Source organism: Embleya scabrispora DSM 41855 (genome assembly GCF_000372745.1).
In the GTDB taxonomy this organism is placed as follows: domain Bacteria; phylum Actinomycetota; class Actinomycetes; order Streptomycetales; family Streptomycetaceae; genus Embleya; species Embleya scabrispora.
The window spans coordinates 56,112-74,137 of sequence record NZ_KB889673.1 but is presented as its reverse complement, the minus strand read 5'-3'; the positions used below and the strand labels follow the sequence as shown (position 1 = coordinate 74,137).

Below are 18,026 nucleotides of genomic sequence, written 5' to 3'. Positions count from 1 at the left end.
GCGCCGTCCGCCGGGTCGGACGGTGCGACGGGGGTGCCGGGGTGGTGCGTTCAGGGGCTGGGGCGAGCGAGGTGGTGGTGTCGTTGCCCGGGGCTTGGGCATCGGGATCGTGTCGGTTGCGGCAGGCGGCGGCAACCGACACGCCCCGCGCCGCAGGGCTCGCCCGCCACGATGGCCAACGTGCACCATCGGCCCACCACACGGGCCGCTTTACCGAAATCCGTCCCTTACGGGAGCGAGCGCGGTCGTCGCGGCACCACCCGATGGCAAGCACCTCACGCCATCGGGTCGCCGTGTCGGGACGTGGCGCGGTAGCAGGTGCCCGCGTGGCGACCCGACCACACTCGACATGCAATGGACATGAGAACGGGGGTTTGGGGCCGGGTGGGGCCCGAGGTCGCGTTCGGCGTCGGCCGAACGCGTGGTGATCCCGACCTGGTGACCGGGTCCCCGGCGGTGCGGAGACCCGGCGGATGGCACGCTTGGCGTCGGTCAGATGCGTACCGCGATGAAGTCCGCGGCGGGGACGCTGTGTTCGGGTCGGGAGTAGGACAGGTGGGCAGCCGGGTCGACGCCTCCTCCGCAGGCGGGGTCGCCAGTGGCGCAGTCGTCGAGAGTGCGGGCCCGGTAGGTGCCGGTGATCGTGGTGGGCTTGTACAGCGGTATTCCGCGCTGCGGGCTGCCGTAGAGCACGAGCGCTGCGACCCGGGGTTCGATGTTTGCCGGGATCACGGCGACGATGGGCGCGCCGGTGAGGGAGCCGAGGCTGCCGACGCCGACGGAGTTGGACACGACGTTGGCGCCCTGTGAGTAGCCGACCGCGGCGAATTTCTGGTTCGGACAGGCAGCGGCCTGGGCTTCGATGTGCCGGACGAGGTCCCAATTGCCGACGGACGCGGACCAAGGCTCAAGACTGGCAGGGTAGTTCACGCGGTGGTATGAGACCGTCTTGGCGCCGCCGAGGCGGGTGTCGATTGCGGCGACGAGGGCGTCGTAGACGGGGTCGGGGTCGGATGGTCCGGACGGGCCGAACTGCGTGCCCATGGCGTAGGTTACGTCGATGTCGGCGCACGAGCCGGTGGCAGCCGAGGCAGTGCCGGACGTGACAGTGAGGGTGCTTGCCGCCGTCACCGCGGCAGTTGCCATGGCGGCGAGTCTGGCGGCGGTACGGGTTCGTGACATGGGGGCCCTTCGGTATGGCGCCGAACGAACCGGCGCACGCCGGTGTGCCGGAAGCCGGCAATCCAGCGCCCCCGCACGGGGGGCATCGATACGTCGCGGCACCGCAGCCACGCCGCTGAATCGCGTCAGCTCGGATTTTGTACCACCGGGTAACAAAGGTTGCAAGCGAAACCGATCGGGTGGAGCCATGCACGTCGGCGGCGACCGCTCGTCGATACCCGCGCGCCGCCGGCGGGGCGTGCGGAGCCGGGGCCGAACTCGCGGACGGCCGCGGGGAATCACTCGGAGGCGCTCCGACCGGCGGGTCCACCGGCCACGACGATCCGCGGCGGTCGCCCGGCCGCGCGGCGCCCGATCGCACGCCCGTGAAAGAATCTCGCCGAAGATTCCCACTCGCGGTGCGCCGGTGGCGGCTGCCCCGGAGATTTGCGGGAGAACACATTGCGGGAGGTCGGAGCATGAGCGGCGGCCGACGTGGACGTGGACGGCCGGCACGTATCGACCGCGACCGCATCGTGCAGGCTGCCTTGGAGTTGGACGCGGCCGGCGAGCCCTTGAGCATGAAGGCCGTGGCCGACCGTCTGGGGGTGCACGCGCCGAATCTCTACCACCACGTGGGCGACCGCGATTCGCTGGCGGCGCTGGTGGCCGCGGCGCGGATCGAGCGTGTACTGGACGAGTCGTGGATGCCTGCGCCGGACGCGGACTGGCGCACCTGGCTGCGGGCGTTCGCCTACGCGACCCGCGACGCGTCGTTGACCTTGCCGGGGCATGCGGAGTACTTCGCGTTCAGCGGACCGGCCGGGCGGCGGCAGTTGGACCAGATCGAGCGGCTGCACGAGGTCTTGGTGGACGCGGGCTTCGACCCGGTCGTCGCGGGGCGGTGCGTGACGCTGATCGGCGAGTTGGTGCACATCAACGTTCGCTCGGTCTTCATGCTGCGCGCCCAAGGGCAGGAGCCGCATCGGGCAACGATCAGCGAGATTCTGCGCGATGAGCCGGACGCACTGCCGCTGATGCGCGCCGCGGGTCATGGCGGCTACGACCCGGACGCGCAGTTCGCCTTCGACTTGGACGCGGCACTCGCCGGTCTGGCGCCTTCGCCTGTCGACCCCGGCCGGGGCTGAACCGAGCGGCCCCGCCGAGCGGCCCGAGCCTCTTCGACGTGCGGGCCGAGTCTTCCCTTGCACTTTTGGTGGTCCTACACTCGACGCCTCCCGGCCGCTGACTCGTTTCAGCGCCGTTTCCGGAGCCGCATGTGTCAGATCGAGGAGTGCCCATGGCCACCGCTGCCGACCCATCGCTCTACCCGACCCAGCTGCCCGAGTCCGCCCGGCGGATCGAACTGCGCACGACCGGCGGGCCGCTCGCGGCCTTGGAGATCACGCCGCCGGAAGGCGTCGAGACGAGGGGCACCGCAGTACTGGTGCCCGGGTTCAGCGGTTCGAAGGAAGACTTCCTGCCGATGCTGGAGCCGTTGGCCGCCGAGGGGTATCGCGTCGTGTCGTACGACCAGCGCGGCCAGTTCCAGTCACCCGGCCCGACCCGGTGGCGGGAGTACGACGTGACCGCCTTCGCGGCCGAACTGGCCGAGGTCATCGCGGCCGTCGACACCGCGCCGGTGCACCTGCTGGGACACAGCTTCGGCGGGATCGTGGCGCAGCGTGCGGTGGCGGACGCGCCGTCGAGCGTGCGGAGCCTGACGCTGCTCGGCACAGGCCCGGGCAACACCGAGTTCGCGGGCGCGAAGATGGTCGGGCCGCTGGTGTGGATCCTGCGGATCGGTGGGACGTCGCTGCTGTGGATGCTCATGCGCGGCCAACTGAGGAAGGCCGGACTCGCGCACGGCTCGCAGGTATGGCTGAAGCACCGGCTCGTCCACACGCGCAAGGCGAACCTGATCGGGATCATCCGCACGATGCTGGGAGAGCCGTCGCGGGTGGAGGTGTTGGCACAAACGGATGTGCGCTTCCTGGTGATGTACGGGGAGAACGACATGCCGTGGACACCCGCGACGCAGGCGAAGATGGCCCGGAACCTGAACGCGCGGCACGTGGTGATCGCCAACGCGGGGCACACGCCGAACGAGGAACAACCGGAGGAGACCGCGAAGGCGCTGGCGGACTTCTGGGTTTCGGTGGACGCGGAGAGCTGAGCGACCCACTCGGCCGACCACGGCGGCGGATCCCCGTACCCCGCCCACGCGGTGATCCTCCGGACGCCGACCCGCCGACCCGCCTGGCTGCTCCCCCGGGGGGAGTCGACCACACGCCCTGCAGGCCCGATGCCTGCAGGGCGTGTGGCGTTCTCGGCCGCGATGGTGGTCGGCACACCCCGACGCGGCGCCGTGCCTGAACGGCCCCGAGAAGTCCTCCCCTTCAGGGTCTGGACATTTATTTAATCTGGAATAAACAATTGGGCTCCGCACCGGGAGACGTCCCGGCCGCATACGCGCGGTCGGGGTGTCACGCCTGCGGGTTCGTCTGTGTGGTGACCGTTCCGAGCCGCGAGGATGCCCGATGTGTACGACCTTCCTTCCCCCTGCGCCTGATCCGTCCCACGGGCGACAGGGCCGGCGATCGCACCCTCCGGCACGGCCGCAGGTGGCAGTTGGGCGCAACCGGCCCACGCGGTACGGGCGTTGCCGGTGAGCGGCGCGGTGGACGATGCCACCAGGGACGATGCCATCGAGGTGGTCGCGCCTCGGGACGAGCAGCGCCGCTCCGCCGCGGGCCTGGCCGCCGAACTCGTCGATGCCGAGGCGACACGTGCCCGGGCGGCCGAGGCCGAACGTGGGGTGCTCTTCGCCGACGATCTGTTGCCCGGGGTGGGCGGCGAGCAGTTGACGCTCCGACGGGGTCTTGCCGCAGGCGGGTCGGCGACGTTCCTGACGCTGATGGCGCTGTCCGCGTTCGACGAGTTGGAGACCGCGACGCTGGGCGTGCTCGCCCCGGACATCCGAGACTCGTTCGGGATGAGCGACGGAGCGATCGTGTTCCTGTCGGCGGCGTCGGGCGCGTTCCTGGTGCTCGGTGCGCTGCCGATGGGCTGGCTGGCGGACCGGTACCGGCGCGGCAGGGTCGCGGGATGGGCCGGACTGGCCTTCGCCGCCTTCGTGTTCGCATGCGGTATGGCGGCGAACGTATTCCTGATGTTCCTCGCCCGGCTGGGCGTCGGGGTGGCCAAGGCCAGCACACTGCCGGTGCACGGCTCGCTGAACGCGGACGCCTACCCCATCGGGGTACGGGGCCGCATCGCCGCGGCAACCGGTATGGCGGGCCGCCTCGCGGGGGTGCTGAGCCCGCTGGTGGTCGGCGCGATCGCCGCCGTGGCCGGCGGCGACGACGGCTGGCGCTGGGCGTTCTTCGTCCTGGGCGTCCCCACCGCGCTTGTGGCGCTGTACGCCTTCCGGCTGCCCGAACCCCCGCGCGGACAGCACGAGATGAAGGCGGTGCTCGGCGAGGTCATCACCCACGACAAGCCGATGCCGATCTCGGTCGAGGCGGCGTTCGCCCGGCTGATGCGCATCCGCACCACCAAGACGGTCATCCTGGCGTTCGCGGCGATGGGTTTCGGCCTGTTCACCGGACCGGTGCTGACCAACCTGTGGATGGAGGACCACTTCGGGCTCGGCACCTTCGAACGCGGGGTGTACGGCACCCTGGGCGGACTGGGCGTGCTGGCCGTCCTGCCGTTCGTCGGCCCCCGTTACGACCGGCTCTACCGCACCGACCCGGCGCGCGCCCTGAAGCTGGTCGGCTACCTGATCCTGCCGGTGGCGGCGCTGACGCCGGTGCAGTGGTTCATGCCGACCGCGCCCGCATTCGTCATCGCACAGATGTTGCCGCTCGTCCTCCTGTCCGCGGCGTTCGCGATGATCGGCCCGGTCATGCAGTCCGTATCCCCGTACCGACTGCGCGGATTGGGCACGGCGCTCGCGGCGATCTACATCTTCTTCATCGGCGCGACCGGCGGTTCGCTGCTGTCCGCGCTCATCCTGGACTCCTACGACGCGCGCGCGGCGGCACTGGTCATCGGCGTCCCGGCGACGCTGGTGGGCAGCCTGATGCTGATCCGCAGTTCCTCGTTCATCAAGCACGACCTGGCCTTGGTCGTCCGTGAGCTCCAGGAGGAGCTCGCCGAGAGGGATCGCCAGGCCCGGGACCCCGAGCAGGTCCCGGTGCTCCAGGTCAACAACATCGACTTCGAATACGGCAACGTGCAGGTGCTGTTCGGCGTCGGGTTCGAAGTCCGGCGCGGCGAAGTCCTCGCCCTCCTGGGGACGAACGGCGCCGGCAAGTCCACGATCCTGAAGGCGATCTGCGGCCTGGGGACCCCCTCTCGCGGCGTGGTCCGGCTCAACGGGAAGACCATCACGTACGTCTCGCCCGAGCAGCGCGGCCGGTACGGCATCCGCCTGCTGCCCGGCGGCAAGGGCACCTTCCCCGGCATGACCGTGGCGGAGAACCTGGAGATGGCCGCGTTCGGGCTCCGCGACCGGGACCGGGCACACCGCGACGCCCGACTCGCCTATGTGCTGGACGTGTTCCCCGACCTGAACGCCCGCCTCGCCCAGCGGGCGGGCAGCATGTCCGGCGGCCAGCAGCAACAACTCGCCCTCGCCATGGTGCTGATGCACGACCCCGAGGTGCTGCTCATCGACGAACTCTCGCTCGGCCTCGCCCCCGTCGTGGTCCAGGACCTGCTCGCGGTGGTCGAGCGCCTCAAGGCGGACGGCATGACGATGATCATCGTCGAGCAGTCCCTGAATGTGGCGCTGGCGATCGCCGACCGGGCGGTCTTCCTGGAGAAGGGGCAGGTCCGGTTCACCGGCGACGCCCGCGAGCTCGCCGAACGCGACGACCTCGCCCGTGCGGTGTTCCTCGGCAAGGACGGTGGCTGACCATGATCGAACTCACCCGGCAGCTCGCCTTCGACGGCGTCGTCAACGGCATGGTCATCGGCCTGCTCGCGATGGGCATCGTCCTCGTCCACCGCTCCACCCGCATCGTCAGCTTCGCCGTCGCCAACATGGGTCTGGTCGGCTCAGCGCTGTTCGCCCTGCTGAACCTCCGCTACGGCGTACCGTTCTGTATCGCGCTGGCCGTCTCCCTCGTCGTCGGCACCGTATTCGGCGCGGTCGTCGACCTCGTCGTGGTCCGACGCCTGTTCGCCGCACCCCGGGTGATCCTGTTGGTCGCCACGATCGGCGTCGCCCAGCTGGCGCTGGTGATCGTCATGGCCTATCCGGAGGTCGACGCCGCCAACTCGTATCCGGTGTGGTCCGCGGCGAAGTGGAGTCCCGCCGGCGTAGAGGTCACCGCGACCCAGCTCGCCGTGCTCGTCGTCGTCCCGCTCGTCGCCGTCGCGCTGGGCTGGTTCCTCGCCCGTACCGTGCTCGGCAAGACGGTCAAGGCGTCGGCGGACAACCCGGACCTGGCCAGGCTCAACGGCATCAGCCCCAAGGCCGTCTCCACCGCGGTATGGGCGATCGCCGGGCTCGTCGCGACGATCTGCCTGATCCTCATCTCCGGCCGCACCGGATCGGTCGGTTCCCCCGCGGTACTGGGCATGACCACCCTGATGAGGGCGCTGGCGGCCGCGGTGATCGCCCGCATGGTCTCCTTCCGGGTCGCCCTGGTCGCCGGAGTACTCCTCGGGTTCCTCGAATCCGTCGTCCAGTTCAACTGGATCGACCGGCCCGGCCTGACCGACATGATCGTCTTCGCGCTCGTCCTGGTCGCGGTGTTCGTCGTGGGGCGCGGCCGGGACACCGAGGCGTCGACGTTCTCCTTCGCGCCCAAGGTCCGGCCGATCCCGGTACGCCTCCAAGAACTGTGGTGGGTGCGCAACCTGGAGCGGTTCGGCCTGGTGTTCCTCGGGCTGATCGCGGTCGTCATGCCGCTGCTCGTCACGCAGCCGTCCAAGCAGCTGCTCTACACGACCATCCTGGCGTACGCGATCTGCGCCGCCTCGGTCACCGTGCTCACCGGCTGGGCCGGGCAACTCTCGCTCGGGCAGATGGCGTTCGCCGGGATCGGCGCGCTCACCGCGGCATCGCTCTCGCGCGGACTGCGGCTGGACATCGGCGGCGGCAACGTCCTCGTGGTCCAGCGCCTGACGTTCCCCACCGCCGTGTGCGTCGCGGCGCTGCTGACCGCGGCGCTCGCCGCCGTGATCGGCGCCGGCGCACTGCGCGTGCGGGGACTGCTGCTCGCGGTCAGCACCCTCGCGTTCGCGGTCGCCTGCGAGCAGTGGGTCTACACCCAGGACATGTTCCACGACAGTCCGACGCAGACCGCCGCGTCCTTCCCGCGCACCGACGTCTTCGGGATCGACATCACCGCGCAACGCCCCTACTACTACGTGGTGTTGGTCGTGCTCGTGGCCGTGCTCGCGGTGACCGGCAGGCTGCGCCGCACGGGCGTGGGCCGGACCACGATCGGGGTACGCGACAACCCGGCGACCGCATCCGCGTACACCGTCCCCGCGGCCCGCGTGAAGCTGCGGGCGTTCGCCCTGGCAGGAGGCGTCGCCGGACTCGGCGGAGCGCTGCTCGCGGGCGCGCTCCAGACGGTGCCCTACAGCGACGCCTACTTCCGCAGCGCGGACTCCCTCATGCTGGTATCCGTCGTCGTCATCGGCGGACTCGGCACCACCTCGGGGCCGGTATGGGGATCGTTGTGGGTGATCGGCCTGCCCGCCGTGTTCCCCGGCAACTCCATCGTGCCGCTGCTCGCCTCCAGCCTCGGCCTGCTGATGCTGCTGCTGTACTTCCCCGGCGGTCTGGTCCAGATCGGCTACGCGATGCGCGATGACGTGCTCTCCTGGGCGGAACAACGTCTGGGCCCGGCACCCGCGAAGACCGTCGGTGCCGTCCCCACGTCGCTCACCCCCACGGAGCGCGCACCGCTGCCCGCCGGGAAGCCGGTGCTGGCGACCTCGAACATCCGCGTCAGGTTCGGCGGCGTCGCCGCCGTCGACGGCGTGGCGATCGAGGTCATGCCGAACGAGATCGTCGGCCTGATCGGCACCAACGGCGCGGGCAAGTCCACCCTGATGAACGCCATCGGCGGGTTCGTCCCGGCCACCGGCACCATCGAACTCCTCGGCCGGGACGTGTCCACACTGGCGCCCGCGCGCCGCGCGTCCGTCGGCTTGGGCCGCACCTTCCAGGCCGCGACGCTCTTCCCCGAGCTCACGGTCACCGAGACCGTGCAGATCGCCCTGGAGGCGCGCGGACGTACCGGACTGCTGTCGTCCGCGCTGTGGCTGCCCAAATCCCTGAAGGGGGAGCGCGCCAAGAAGGCCGAGGCACACGACCTCATCGACTTCCTGGGCCTCGGCCGATACGCCAACGCGTTCATCGGCGACCTGTCCACCGGCACCCGGCGGATCGTCGAGCTCGCCGGTCTGCTCGCGCTGGACGCCCGCGTCCTGTGTCTGGACGAGCCGACCGCCGGTGTCGCACAGCGCGAGACGGAGGCATTCGGCCCGCTCATTCGCGAGATCCGCCGCGAACTCGGCGCGTCCATGCTGATCATCGAGCACGACATGCCGCTGATCATGGGCATCAGCGACCGCGTGTACTGCCTGGAGACCGGCCGCGTCATCGCCACCGGCGCACCGTCCGCCGTACGCAACGACCCGAAGGTCGTCGCGAGTTACCTCGGCACCGACGAACGCGCCATCGAACGCAGCGACGCGGTGCCCACCTGAGCCGGTCCCGTCGCCTGTCACACCCCCACTCGGTTGCGCCCCACCCTCCAGTTGCGCCCCGCCCTTCAGTTGTACCCAGCCCTCCAGTTGCGCTCCGCCCTCCGAAAGGACTCCACCGGCATGACCACCACCAGACGTATCCGTCCGACCGCCCGGCGTGCCACCTCGATACTGGCCGCGCTGTGCGTGGCGGCAGCCGCGGCGGGCTGCACCGTCGAGGACAAGAAGTCGCCCACCACCTCCTCCGGTTCGAACGCTTCGGCCGTGCCGGCGGCGGCGCCGGGGGTCACCGCGGACAGCATCAGGATCGGCGTCGTCTACCCCGACTTCGCCGCGCTCAAGCCGTTCGTCAACCTCGACGCGGGTGACTTCGAGGTCGCCTACAAGGCGCTGATCGCCAAGATCAACGCCGCAGGTGGGATCAACGGCCGCAAGATCGTCCCCGTGTTCGCGAAGATCAACCTGCTTGCTCCGGCCTCCGCCCAGGAGACCTGTGTGAAGCTCACCGAGGACGAGAAGGTCTTCGCCGTCCTGGGCATGCTGCCCATCGCGGACCAGACCTCGTGCTACGTCCAGACCCACAAGACCGCACTGATCGGCGGGGCCATGCCGGCCGCGCTGTACGCGCAGGCCCAGGCCCCCTGGTTCACCGACATCGACGGCGACGCCTCCGCCAAGGCCGTCGACGCGCTCGCGGCGCACGGCGACCTGACGGGCAAGAAGGTCGCCGTCGTCGCCGATACCCAGGGGCGGACGGACGCCGAGAACATCCTCCTGCCCGCGCTCGAGCGCAACGGCGCCGCGCCCGTCGCCACCGGCTACCTCGCGTCGACCGCCGGCGACCCGGCCGCGACCCTGCAGCAGGGCACCGTCCTCCTGCAGAAGGCCCGGACCGCGGGGGCCGACGCGATCCTGCTGACCGGCGGCGCGGCCTCGCAGATACCGGTGATCCTGGAGAAGTCGGACTGGCGCCCGCGCCTGCTGTTCAGCCTCAACCCCTCGGGCTACACGCAGGACAAGGGCCGGCACGACTTCGGCACGCTCACCGGCTCGGTGGTGGTCAACCCCGTTCTGGACTGGACGGAACCGCAGATCGTGGACTGCGTGCACACCGTCGAGCAGGCCGACCCCTCGCTCACCGGCAAGCTCGTCGACCCCACCACCGTTGCCCCCGGCCTGCCGACCCTGGGTGGATCCGTCCAGACGGCCTGCATCAACCTCTCCCTGTTCAAGGCGATCGCCGGGAAGACCGGCAAGGACCTGAACTACAACACCTTCCAGCAGGCCGGGTTCGGCCTTGGGAAGTACCGCCTGCCCAACTACCGGGAAGACGCGATGTACGCGCAGCGGACGCCGAGCGGCGCGCTCCCCTTCCGGGTCCAGGCGTACGAGCCGGGCACCAACCGCTTCATCGCGGTGCCGTCCTGACTGCTCAGCTGATTGCTCCGCCGATTGCTCTGCTGATTGTTCCGCGGCAGCCGGGCAAAGCACACACACGCAAGCCATGGAGTCGAACATGAACCGCCTCATCCCGCCGGACCCGGCCGACGCCCACGACCCGACCGCCCTGCTGGGCCGACTCACCCTCGAAGACAAGGTGCGCCTGGTCGCCGGCCACGACATGTGGTCGCTGGCCGAACTGCCGCAGATCGGCCTGCGCGCGCTGCGCATGTCCGACGGCCCGGCGGGAGTGCGCGGCGTCAACATGGGCGAGCGCGAGACCTCGCTGCTATTCCCCTGCCCCACCGCGACCGCGGCGACCTGGGATCCGGAGACGGCCCGCCGAGTGGGCCACCTGATGGGCACGCAGGCCCTGGACAGGGACGTCCACATCCTGCTGGCACCGACCGTGAACATGCACCGCACCCCGCTGGGCGGGCGCCACTTCGAGTGCTACTCCGAGGACCCGCTGCTCACCTCGCGGACCGCCGTCGCGTTCATCGAGGGCGTCCAGTCGACCGGAGTCGCCGCGACGATCAAGCACTTCGTCGCGAACGACTCCGAGGACGAACGCATGTCCTATGACAGCCGCGTGGACGAGCGCGCGCTGCGCGAGATCTACCTCGCGCCGTTCGAGGCGGCGGTACGCGAGGCCCGGGTGTGGCTCGTGATGTCGGCGTACAACTCGGTCAACGGCGCGTCGATGACCGAGAACTCCCGGTTGCAGAACGACGTCCTCAAGGACGAGTGGGGCTTCGACGGTGTCGTGGTCTCCGACTGGACGGCGGTCCGCTCCACCGAGCCCGCCGCCGTCGGAGGCACCGACGTCGCCATGCCGGGCCCCACCACGCAGTGGCTCGAACCGCTCGTCGAGGCGGTCCGTGCCGGCCGGGTCGACGAGGCCGTCCTGGACGACAAGGTGCTGCGCATCCTGCGACTCGCCGCCCGCGTCGGTGTGCTCGACGAGGAAGTCACGCGGAGCCACACGAGCACTCCGGTGGACGCCACGGCGCAGCTCCGCGCGGTTGCGGCCCGCGCCATGGTGCTGCTGGAGAACCGTGCCCGGGCGCTCCCACTGGATGCCTCGGCGCTGCGCCGGGTCGCGTTGATCGGCCCGAACGCGGTACGCCTGTCCGCCCAGGGCGGCGGCTCCGCGCACGTCAACCCCGAGCACATCGTCGGGGTCCCCGAGGGACTGCGGGCCGCCCTCGGTCCCGACGTCGAATTGACGGTACGGTCCGGCGCGTTCACCCACCGGTACCTGCCCGTGCTGCCTCGCGACGCCGTCGTGGACCCGGCCACCGGCGAGCCGGGCGTGGGCCTGGAATACCGGGCCGCAGACGGCACCGTGCTGGACACCGCCGTGCGCCTCGATCCCGCCATGATCTTCTGGCCGGGCACCTTGGCCGAGGGCACCACCGCCGTGGCGATGCGCACCGGACTCACCCCGGTCGTGGACGGCACCCACCTGATCGACGTCGTCGGCGCCGGCGCGTTCACGCTCACGGTCGACGGTGTGTCCCACGAGATCCATTCGGCCGCCGAGAGCGCCGACATGGGCGCGATGCTGCTGCGCCCGCCGGTGCGGCGCCTGGAAGTCGACGCGCGGGCCGGCGTGCCCGTCGACATCGAGCTGGTCTTCCACAGTGTGGTCGAGACCCTGTTCGGCAAGATCGGCATGGGCTGGGGCGCCCCGCAGCTGTCCGACGACGAGGAACTCATCGAGGCGATCGCCGACGCCGCCGCGGCCGATGTCGCCATCGTCGTCGTGGGCACCACCGATGACATCGAATCCGAATCCTTCGATCGCAAGAACCTGGCACTGCCCGGCCGTACCGACGAACTGGTGGCCCGGATCGCCGAGGCGAACCCGAACACCATCGTCGTCGTCAACGCGGGTGCACCGGTTCTCATGCCGTGGCGCGACCAGGTGGCCGCGGTGTTGTGGGCATGGCTGCCCGGCCAGGAAGGCGGTGCGTCACTTGCCGACGTCCTGACCGGCGAGGTCGAACCCGGCGGCCGGCTGCCCTCGACGTTCCCGGCCGAGGAGGAGCACGTCCCGCTGCTGTCGACGAAGGTCGTCGACGGCGGAATCGACTACACCGAAGGCCACACCATCGGCTACCGCCTGTGGGCACGGCACGGCACCAAGCCCGCCTATCCCTTCGGCTACGGGCTCGGCTACACCGACTGGCGCTACGACGACGCCGAGGTCGAGGGCGATGCCGACCAGGGCCTGACCATCGACGTCACACTCACCAACGCCGGCACGCGGGACGGCCGCGAAGTGGTGCAGGTGTACCTGGAACCCGCGGACGGCACGCTGTTCGGCGCACCCGAACCAATCCGGCTGATCGGCTTCACCGCCGTGGACGTCCCCGCCGGTGCCACCGAGGCCGTCCGCGTCCATGTCACACCGCGGACCCTCGAGCGCTGGGACACCGAGGCGAACGCCTGGACCACGGTGCCCGGCACCTACCGACTGGCCATCGGCAGGCACGCCGCCGACCCGCACATCACTACCACACTCACCCTCTGATGCTCCGGTGGTGCACCGCCACCGGCACCGAGCCGGGGCTCGTGCGCGAGCCGGGCAACCGCACGCCGGTGTAGATGCCGTGGGGGCCGCCGTCGCGGCAGCCGTCGCGGCACGGGACCTGGGGGCCGTGCCGCGACGGTGGGGATCGAATGCGCGACAGAGTGCGGCAATATCGATTTCGGCATGCCCGTAAATTGAATTATTCACACGGATCGGCATGCGGGAAAAGGACCGCAGTAACCATGGGAATCAACCGGAGATCTACTTTCCGTATCTCTGGACATGTTGGTGACTCGGCAGTAGCTTACCGGCCGGTACTACAAACAGATTCCCATGAAGGTCATCCGGGAGGAATTGTGCTCCGCACGATCCTGAAAAGATCCCCCGTTCTACTCGGTACTGCCGCACTACTCGCCGCAACGGTCCTGACCGGGCCGGCCACCGCGCAGGGTGCGCCGTCCTATTCGAAGTACACCGCGCTCGGCGACTCGTACGCCGCGGGCGCGGGCATACCGGATGTGTCCGCCGGTGCGTGCCTGCGGTCGAACCACGACTTCGGAAGTGTCGTCGCGGCCTCGCTCGGCGTGGCCGACTACAGTGACGTGACCTGCGCGGGTGCGAAGGTCCTCGATCTGACGGCATCCCAGGTATCCCCGGTGCCACAGCTGGATGCCGTCGACAGTGACACCGACCTGCTGACGCTCGGCATCGGCGGCAACGACCTCAGCGACTCCCCGCTCGGTGTCGTCGAAGTCATTCTCAAGTGCATCCTGGTATCGGGGTCGGACCCGCTCGGTGCTCCGTGCCACAACCAATACGCCGACCGGCACTTCGACTTCGGCACAGCGTCATGGGTGTACGAGAACGACACCCTCGCCGCCGCCATCACGGCGACCGCACCGCGACTCGCCTCGGCCCTCCAGGCGATCCACACCAAGGCGCCGGGGGCGAAGATCGTCCTCGTCGGCTACCCGTCGGTCCTTCCGGACAACGAGTGGACGTGCTTCGGACGCCAGCCGCTGGCAATCGGCGACGTCGCGTACCTGCGCGGCATCATCACCCAATTGAACGGCATGCTGGCCACCACCGCAGCCGCGAACGGCACGACGTACGTCGACACGGCCACTCCGAGCAAGGGCCACGACGTGTGCTCCGACCAACGGTGGGTCGAAGGCCTGATACCGGGTTCACCCGCACTTCCCTTCCACCCGAACGCGGTCGGTGAAAGCGCCATGGCCAAGGCGGTGCTCGCCGTACTGAGCCACTAGCCGACCTGAATTCCGCGGCGCTCGAAGCGGCATCATGAAAGCGGTTTGAATTACCGTCGCGGCACGGAGGCGAACACGGGTTCCTCGGCCGAAGATCTCCGGCCGCGGAACTTGTCGCGCACCGGATTTCGGGTATCGGATTTCCGGTTCCCGTCCGGAGCCGGATTCCCGGGATATGTTGCACACCGCCCACGCGCCCCTCAGGCGACTCACCCGCCGGCGCGATTTACCCTCCGCACCTCCGCGACCGAGCCCGCAAGTCGGATCCGATCATCCCGAATGCCTTGTATCCATGTACTGATGCATGCAAAACTGACGCCATGTCAGACGAACGAGCCGTGCGCCGGATCGAAGCATTCGTCGGCCAAGTGGCCGACATGACGCGGCTGCCCGGCTACCGCAACCGGCTGCTGGCGGTCGCCGGCGTCGAGTTGCACCAGTCCGGACTGTCGATCCTGTCCGTCCTCGAACGCGAAGGCTCCCTCGGCGTCAGCGAACTGGCGGTGCGCCTCGGCGTCGACCAGTCCACGGCCAGCCGCCAGGTCCGGCCGCTCGAGGTCGCCGGGCTGGTCGCGCGCGGTCCGGACCCCGCCGACCGCAGGGCCAGCCTGCTCCGCGTCACCGAGGCCGGCCTGCGTCTGCGCGCCCGGGTGCGCGACACATGGCTCGCCGACATCGCCTGGGCGGTCCGCGACTGGGACCCCGCCGAACGCGAGCAATTGGGTGAGCTCCTGGAGCGGTTCGCCGCACGCTGGCGCGACGCCGCTGCCGGGGCCGGCCTCGACGCCGCACCCCGCACCGACCCCGGACCAACCGACGAACAGGTGACCTCGTGACCGACCGATTCGACCTCACCGGCCGCGTGGCCATCGTGACCGGCGGCAGCCGCGGCATCGGCCGCGCCATCGCCCATGCCTACGCCCGCGCCGGTGCCGCGGTCGTGATCGCCAGCCGCAAGGCCGACGCCTGCAAGGCCGTGGCCGAGGAGATCGAGGCGGCCGGCGGGCAGGCCCTGGCCGTCGCCACCCACCTCGGCGAACTCGACCAGCTCGAGGCCCTCGTCGATGCCACCGTGGCGCGCTTCGGGCGCCTGGACATCATCGTCAATAACGCCGCCAACGAACTCGCCCAGCCCGTCGGGCACATCACCCCCGAAGCCTGGGACAAGTCGTTCGCGGTCAACCTGCGCGGCCCGGTCTTTCTGGTCCAGTACGCGCTCCCGCACCTGATCGCCAGTGGTCGCGCGTCGGTCGTCAACGTGGTGAGCGCCGCCGTGTTCACGCGCGCCGAAGGCAAGGGCCTGTACGCGGCGGGCAAGTCCGCGCTGGTGGCCTTCACCCGCACGATGGCCGGCGAACTCGCCGTCCACAACATCCGCGTCAACGCGATGGCGCCTGGCACCGTCAAGACTGACATGGTCCTCAAAACGACACCCGACATGCAGGAACGCATGACCAAAGCGGCCCCGCTCAAGCGCATGGCCGACCCCGAGGAGATGACCGGTCTCGCCCTGCTGCTCGCCTCCAACGCGGGCAGCTTCATGACCGGCCAGATCGTCAGCATCGACGGCGGCCTCACGGTCCACTGAGCCACCGCGCCACTCGGCGCGACGGCACACCGACCCACCGACCCACCGACAGGCCCGTCGACACAGGGAGAGTCAGATATGGACTTCGAGAATCGCGTCGCCGTGGTCACCGGCGCCGGAGGCGGGCTCGGCCGCGGCTACGCCCTCGAACTCGCCCGGCTCGGCGCCCGCGTCCTGGTCAACGACCTCGGCGGCGGCAGCCACGGCGAACCGCCGGCCGACGACTCGGCCGGGGCGAACGGCCCGGGCGCGGCCGAGCAGGTGGCCGCCGAGATCCGCGCGGCGGGCGGCACCGCGCAAGCGGACACCCGCGACATCACCGTCGACGCGGCGGGCGTCATCGGCGCCGCGGTCGAGACCTGGGGCCGCGTCGACATCCTCGTCAACAACGCGGGCATCTCCGGCGGCGGGGAGATCGACGCCATCCCCGACGCCGAGTTCCGCCGCATGGTCGACGTGCACTACTGGGGCACCGTCGAGATGATCCGCGCCGCATGGCCGATCATGCGAGCGCAGGGATACGGACGCGTCGTCAACTCGTCGTCGACATCGGTCCTGGGCATCCCCCACACCAGCCACTACATCTCGGCCAAGGCCGGCGTCCTCGGTCTGACCCGAGCCCTCGCACAGGACGGCGCGGCCCACGACATCAAGGTCAACGCGATCATGCCGACCGCGTACACCCGGCTGACCGCCGAGATCCCCGACGACGAACTGCGGGGCCTCCTCGCACACTTCTTCAAAGCCGAATACGTCGCGCCGTTCGTCGCGGTGCTCGCGGACGAGAACGCCCCGTGCACCGGCGAGACGTTCACCGTGGGCGCGGGGCGCGCCGCGCGAGTCTTCCTGGGAGTGGCGCCCGGCTACCTCTCCCCCGATCCCGGCAGCGCGACGCCGGGCGAATACCTGGCCAACTTCGACCGGATCCTCGCGACCGAGGACCACATCGTGGCGACCAGCGCCATGGACGAAGTGGTCCTCTCCGCCAAAATGCTCGGCATCGACGCGGGCACCCCTACCGTCGGCACGTAAGCCGGGCTCCCGCCCTCCCGTTCCCTCCCGGGATGACCCCGCAGGATATCCGCCCGAATCACACGCCGCGCGGATCTCCATGTCGCCAGCTGTCCGCGCCCGTCATAAGGAAACCGTGTTCCGCTGTGCGTCCTCGGCCCACGATGCGGCCCCGGAAATCAGCTCGCCGTGGCTCCGTCTCGGCGGATTCGACCGGTGGTGTGGGACAGATGAGCGCCGGTGCCTCCTTGGGTCGCGCTGATGATTTCGGCGAGGATCGCGATGGCGGTCTGCTGCGGGGTGCGGGCGCCGAGGTCGAGGCCGATGGGTGAGTGGAGGCGGGTGAGCTCCGCGGGTGTCACGCCTGCCTGGCGAAGACGGTCGAGGCGGTCTCGGTGTGCCTGGCGGCTGCCCATGGCTCCGATATAGGCGACCGGCAGGCGCAGGGCGCGGGCGAGCACGGGTACGTCGAATTTGGGGTCGTGGGTCAGGACACAGACGGCGGTTCGGCGGTCGGTGTGCGTACGCGCGAGGTAGCGGTCCGGCCAGTCGACGACGAGTTCGTCGACGTGCGGGAAGCGGTCCCGCGTCGCGAAGACGGCGCGGGCGTCGCAGACCGTGACCCGGTAGCCGGTGAAGGACCCGACGGCGGCGACGGCGGTGGCGTAGTCGTTCGAGCCGAAGACCAGCAGGCGGGGGCGCGGCAGGTGGCTGCGGACGAAGACGGTCTCGTGTCCGTCGATTGTGTCCACGACGCCGGTCTTGCCGGCGGCGAGCATGCGGTCGGCGTGGGCGGCCAACGGGCCTGCGGCGCCGGAGAGTACGTGGTGGCCGATGCGGCGGCTGTCGGGGCTTGCGATGACGGTGGCGACCGCGACCGGGTCGCCGTCGTCGCGCAGGGCGGCGAGTACGGCAGGGAACTCCCGGTAGCGCCGGGTGTCCACCGGTTCGACGAACACCTCGAGCGTGCCCCCGCAGGTCAGTCCGGCCATGAGCGCGTCCTCGTCGCTCACGCCGTAGCTCGCTGTCCGCGCACGGCCGGTCTCGGTCACCTCGCGGGCGAGTTCGTAGACCGCGCCCTCGACGCAGCCGCCGGACACGCTGCCGAGGGCTGTGCCGTCCGACGACACGGCCATGACAGCACCGACTTCGCGAGGTGCGCTGCGCAGCGTCGACACGACGGTGGCGAGCGCGAAAGTCGCTCCGGTGCGGTACCACGCTTCGAGTTCGCTGCTCAGGTGACGCATGTTTCATCGGCCCTTCCCGGATGTCGGACGAC

12 protein-coding genes are annotated in these 18,026 nt (G+C 70.2%); 10 read left to right on the top strand and 2 right to left on the bottom strand.

Features of this window, described 5'->3' with window-relative positions; genetic code table 11:
* Positions 1 to 492: 492 nt before the first annotated feature.
* Entirely contained in the window at positions 493 to 1,146 is a 654-nt protein-coding gene (locus A3IC_RS56385; protein ID WP_052173771.1) for a cutinase family protein, read from the bottom strand.
* Between the two features lie 551 nt (positions 1,147 to 1,697).
* Here A3IC_RS56385 and A3IC_RS62625 point away from each other — a divergent pair.
* The 10 genes from A3IC_RS62625 (at position 1,698) to A3IC_RS0124545 (ending at position 16,768) form a co-directional block, all read left to right on the top strand.
* A complete protein-coding gene (locus tag A3IC_RS62625; protein ID WP_158696086.1) occupies positions 1,698 to 2,309 on the top strand; it encodes a TetR/AcrR family transcriptional regulator C-terminal domain-containing protein in 612 nt (203 codons plus the stop codon).
* A gap of 152 nt (positions 2,310 to 2,461) precedes the next feature.
* Positions 2,462 to 3,337: an alpha/beta fold hydrolase gene (locus A3IC_RS0124585; RefSeq protein ID WP_020552717.1), complete on the top strand. Its 876-nt coding sequence runs from the start codon at positions 2,462 to 2,464 to the stop codon at positions 3,335 to 3,337.
* A gap of 492 nt (positions 3,338 to 3,829) precedes the next feature.
* Positions 3,830 to 6,085 carry an ATP-binding protein gene (locus A3IC_RS0124580; RefSeq protein WP_020552716.1) on the top strand — a complete coding sequence of 752 codons (2,256 nt, stop codon included), beginning with the start codon at positions 3,830 to 3,832 and terminating at the stop codon, positions 6,083 to 6,085.
* 2 nt (positions 6,086 to 6,087) lie between these two features.
* Entirely contained in the window at positions 6,088 to 8,901 is a 2,814-nt protein-coding gene (locus A3IC_RS56375) for an ABC transporter permease subunit (protein WP_020552715.1), read from the top strand.
* A 120-nt stretch (positions 8,902 to 9,021) separates the two neighbouring features.
* Positions 9,022 to 10,329 carry an ABC transporter substrate-binding protein gene (locus A3IC_RS0124570; protein ID WP_026218686.1) on the top strand — a complete coding sequence of 436 codons (1,308 nt, stop codon included), beginning with the start codon at positions 9,022 to 9,024 and terminating at the stop codon, positions 10,327 to 10,329.
* Between the two features lie 88 nt (positions 10,330 to 10,417).
* Entirely contained in the window at positions 10,418 to 12,880 is a 2,463-nt protein-coding gene (locus A3IC_RS0124565; RefSeq protein ID WP_020552712.1) for a beta-glucosidase family protein, read from the top strand.
* A 242-nt stretch (positions 12,881 to 13,122) separates the two neighbouring features.
* A complete protein-coding gene (locus A3IC_RS0124560; RefSeq protein WP_079026651.1) occupies positions 13,123 to 14,148 on the top strand; it encodes an SGNH/GDSL hydrolase family protein in 1,026 nt (341 codons plus the stop codon).
* Between the two features lie 320 nt (positions 14,149 to 14,468).
* Positions 14,469 to 14,984 (top strand): MarR family winged helix-turn-helix transcriptional regulator, encoded by a 516-nt coding sequence (locus A3IC_RS62615; RefSeq protein ID WP_079026650.1) that lies wholly within the window; start codon positions 14,469 to 14,471, stop codon positions 14,982 to 14,984.
* Positions 14,981 to 15,736: an SDR family NAD(P)-dependent oxidoreductase gene (locus A3IC_RS0124550; RefSeq protein ID WP_020552709.1), complete on the top strand. Its 756-nt coding sequence runs from the start codon at positions 14,981 to 14,983 to the stop codon at positions 15,734 to 15,736. The genes A3IC_RS62615 and A3IC_RS0124550 overlap by 4 nt, the downstream gene beginning before the upstream one ends.
* 78 nt (positions 15,737 to 15,814) lie before the next feature.
* Positions 15,815 to 16,768, top strand: coding sequence for an SDR family NAD(P)-dependent oxidoreductase (locus A3IC_RS0124545; RefSeq protein WP_020552708.1), 954 nt, complete (start codon positions 15,815 to 15,817; stop codon positions 16,766 to 16,768).
* A 158-nt stretch (positions 16,769 to 16,926) separates the two neighbouring features.
* Here the strand turns inward: A3IC_RS0124545 and A3IC_RS0124540 are convergent, their stop codons facing one another.
* Complete coding sequence (locus A3IC_RS0124540; protein WP_020552707.1) at positions 16,927 to 17,994, bottom strand: XdhC family protein; 1,068 nt, start codon at positions 17,992 to 17,994, stop codon at positions 16,927 to 16,929.
* Positions 17,995 to 18,026 lie beyond the last annotated feature (32 nt).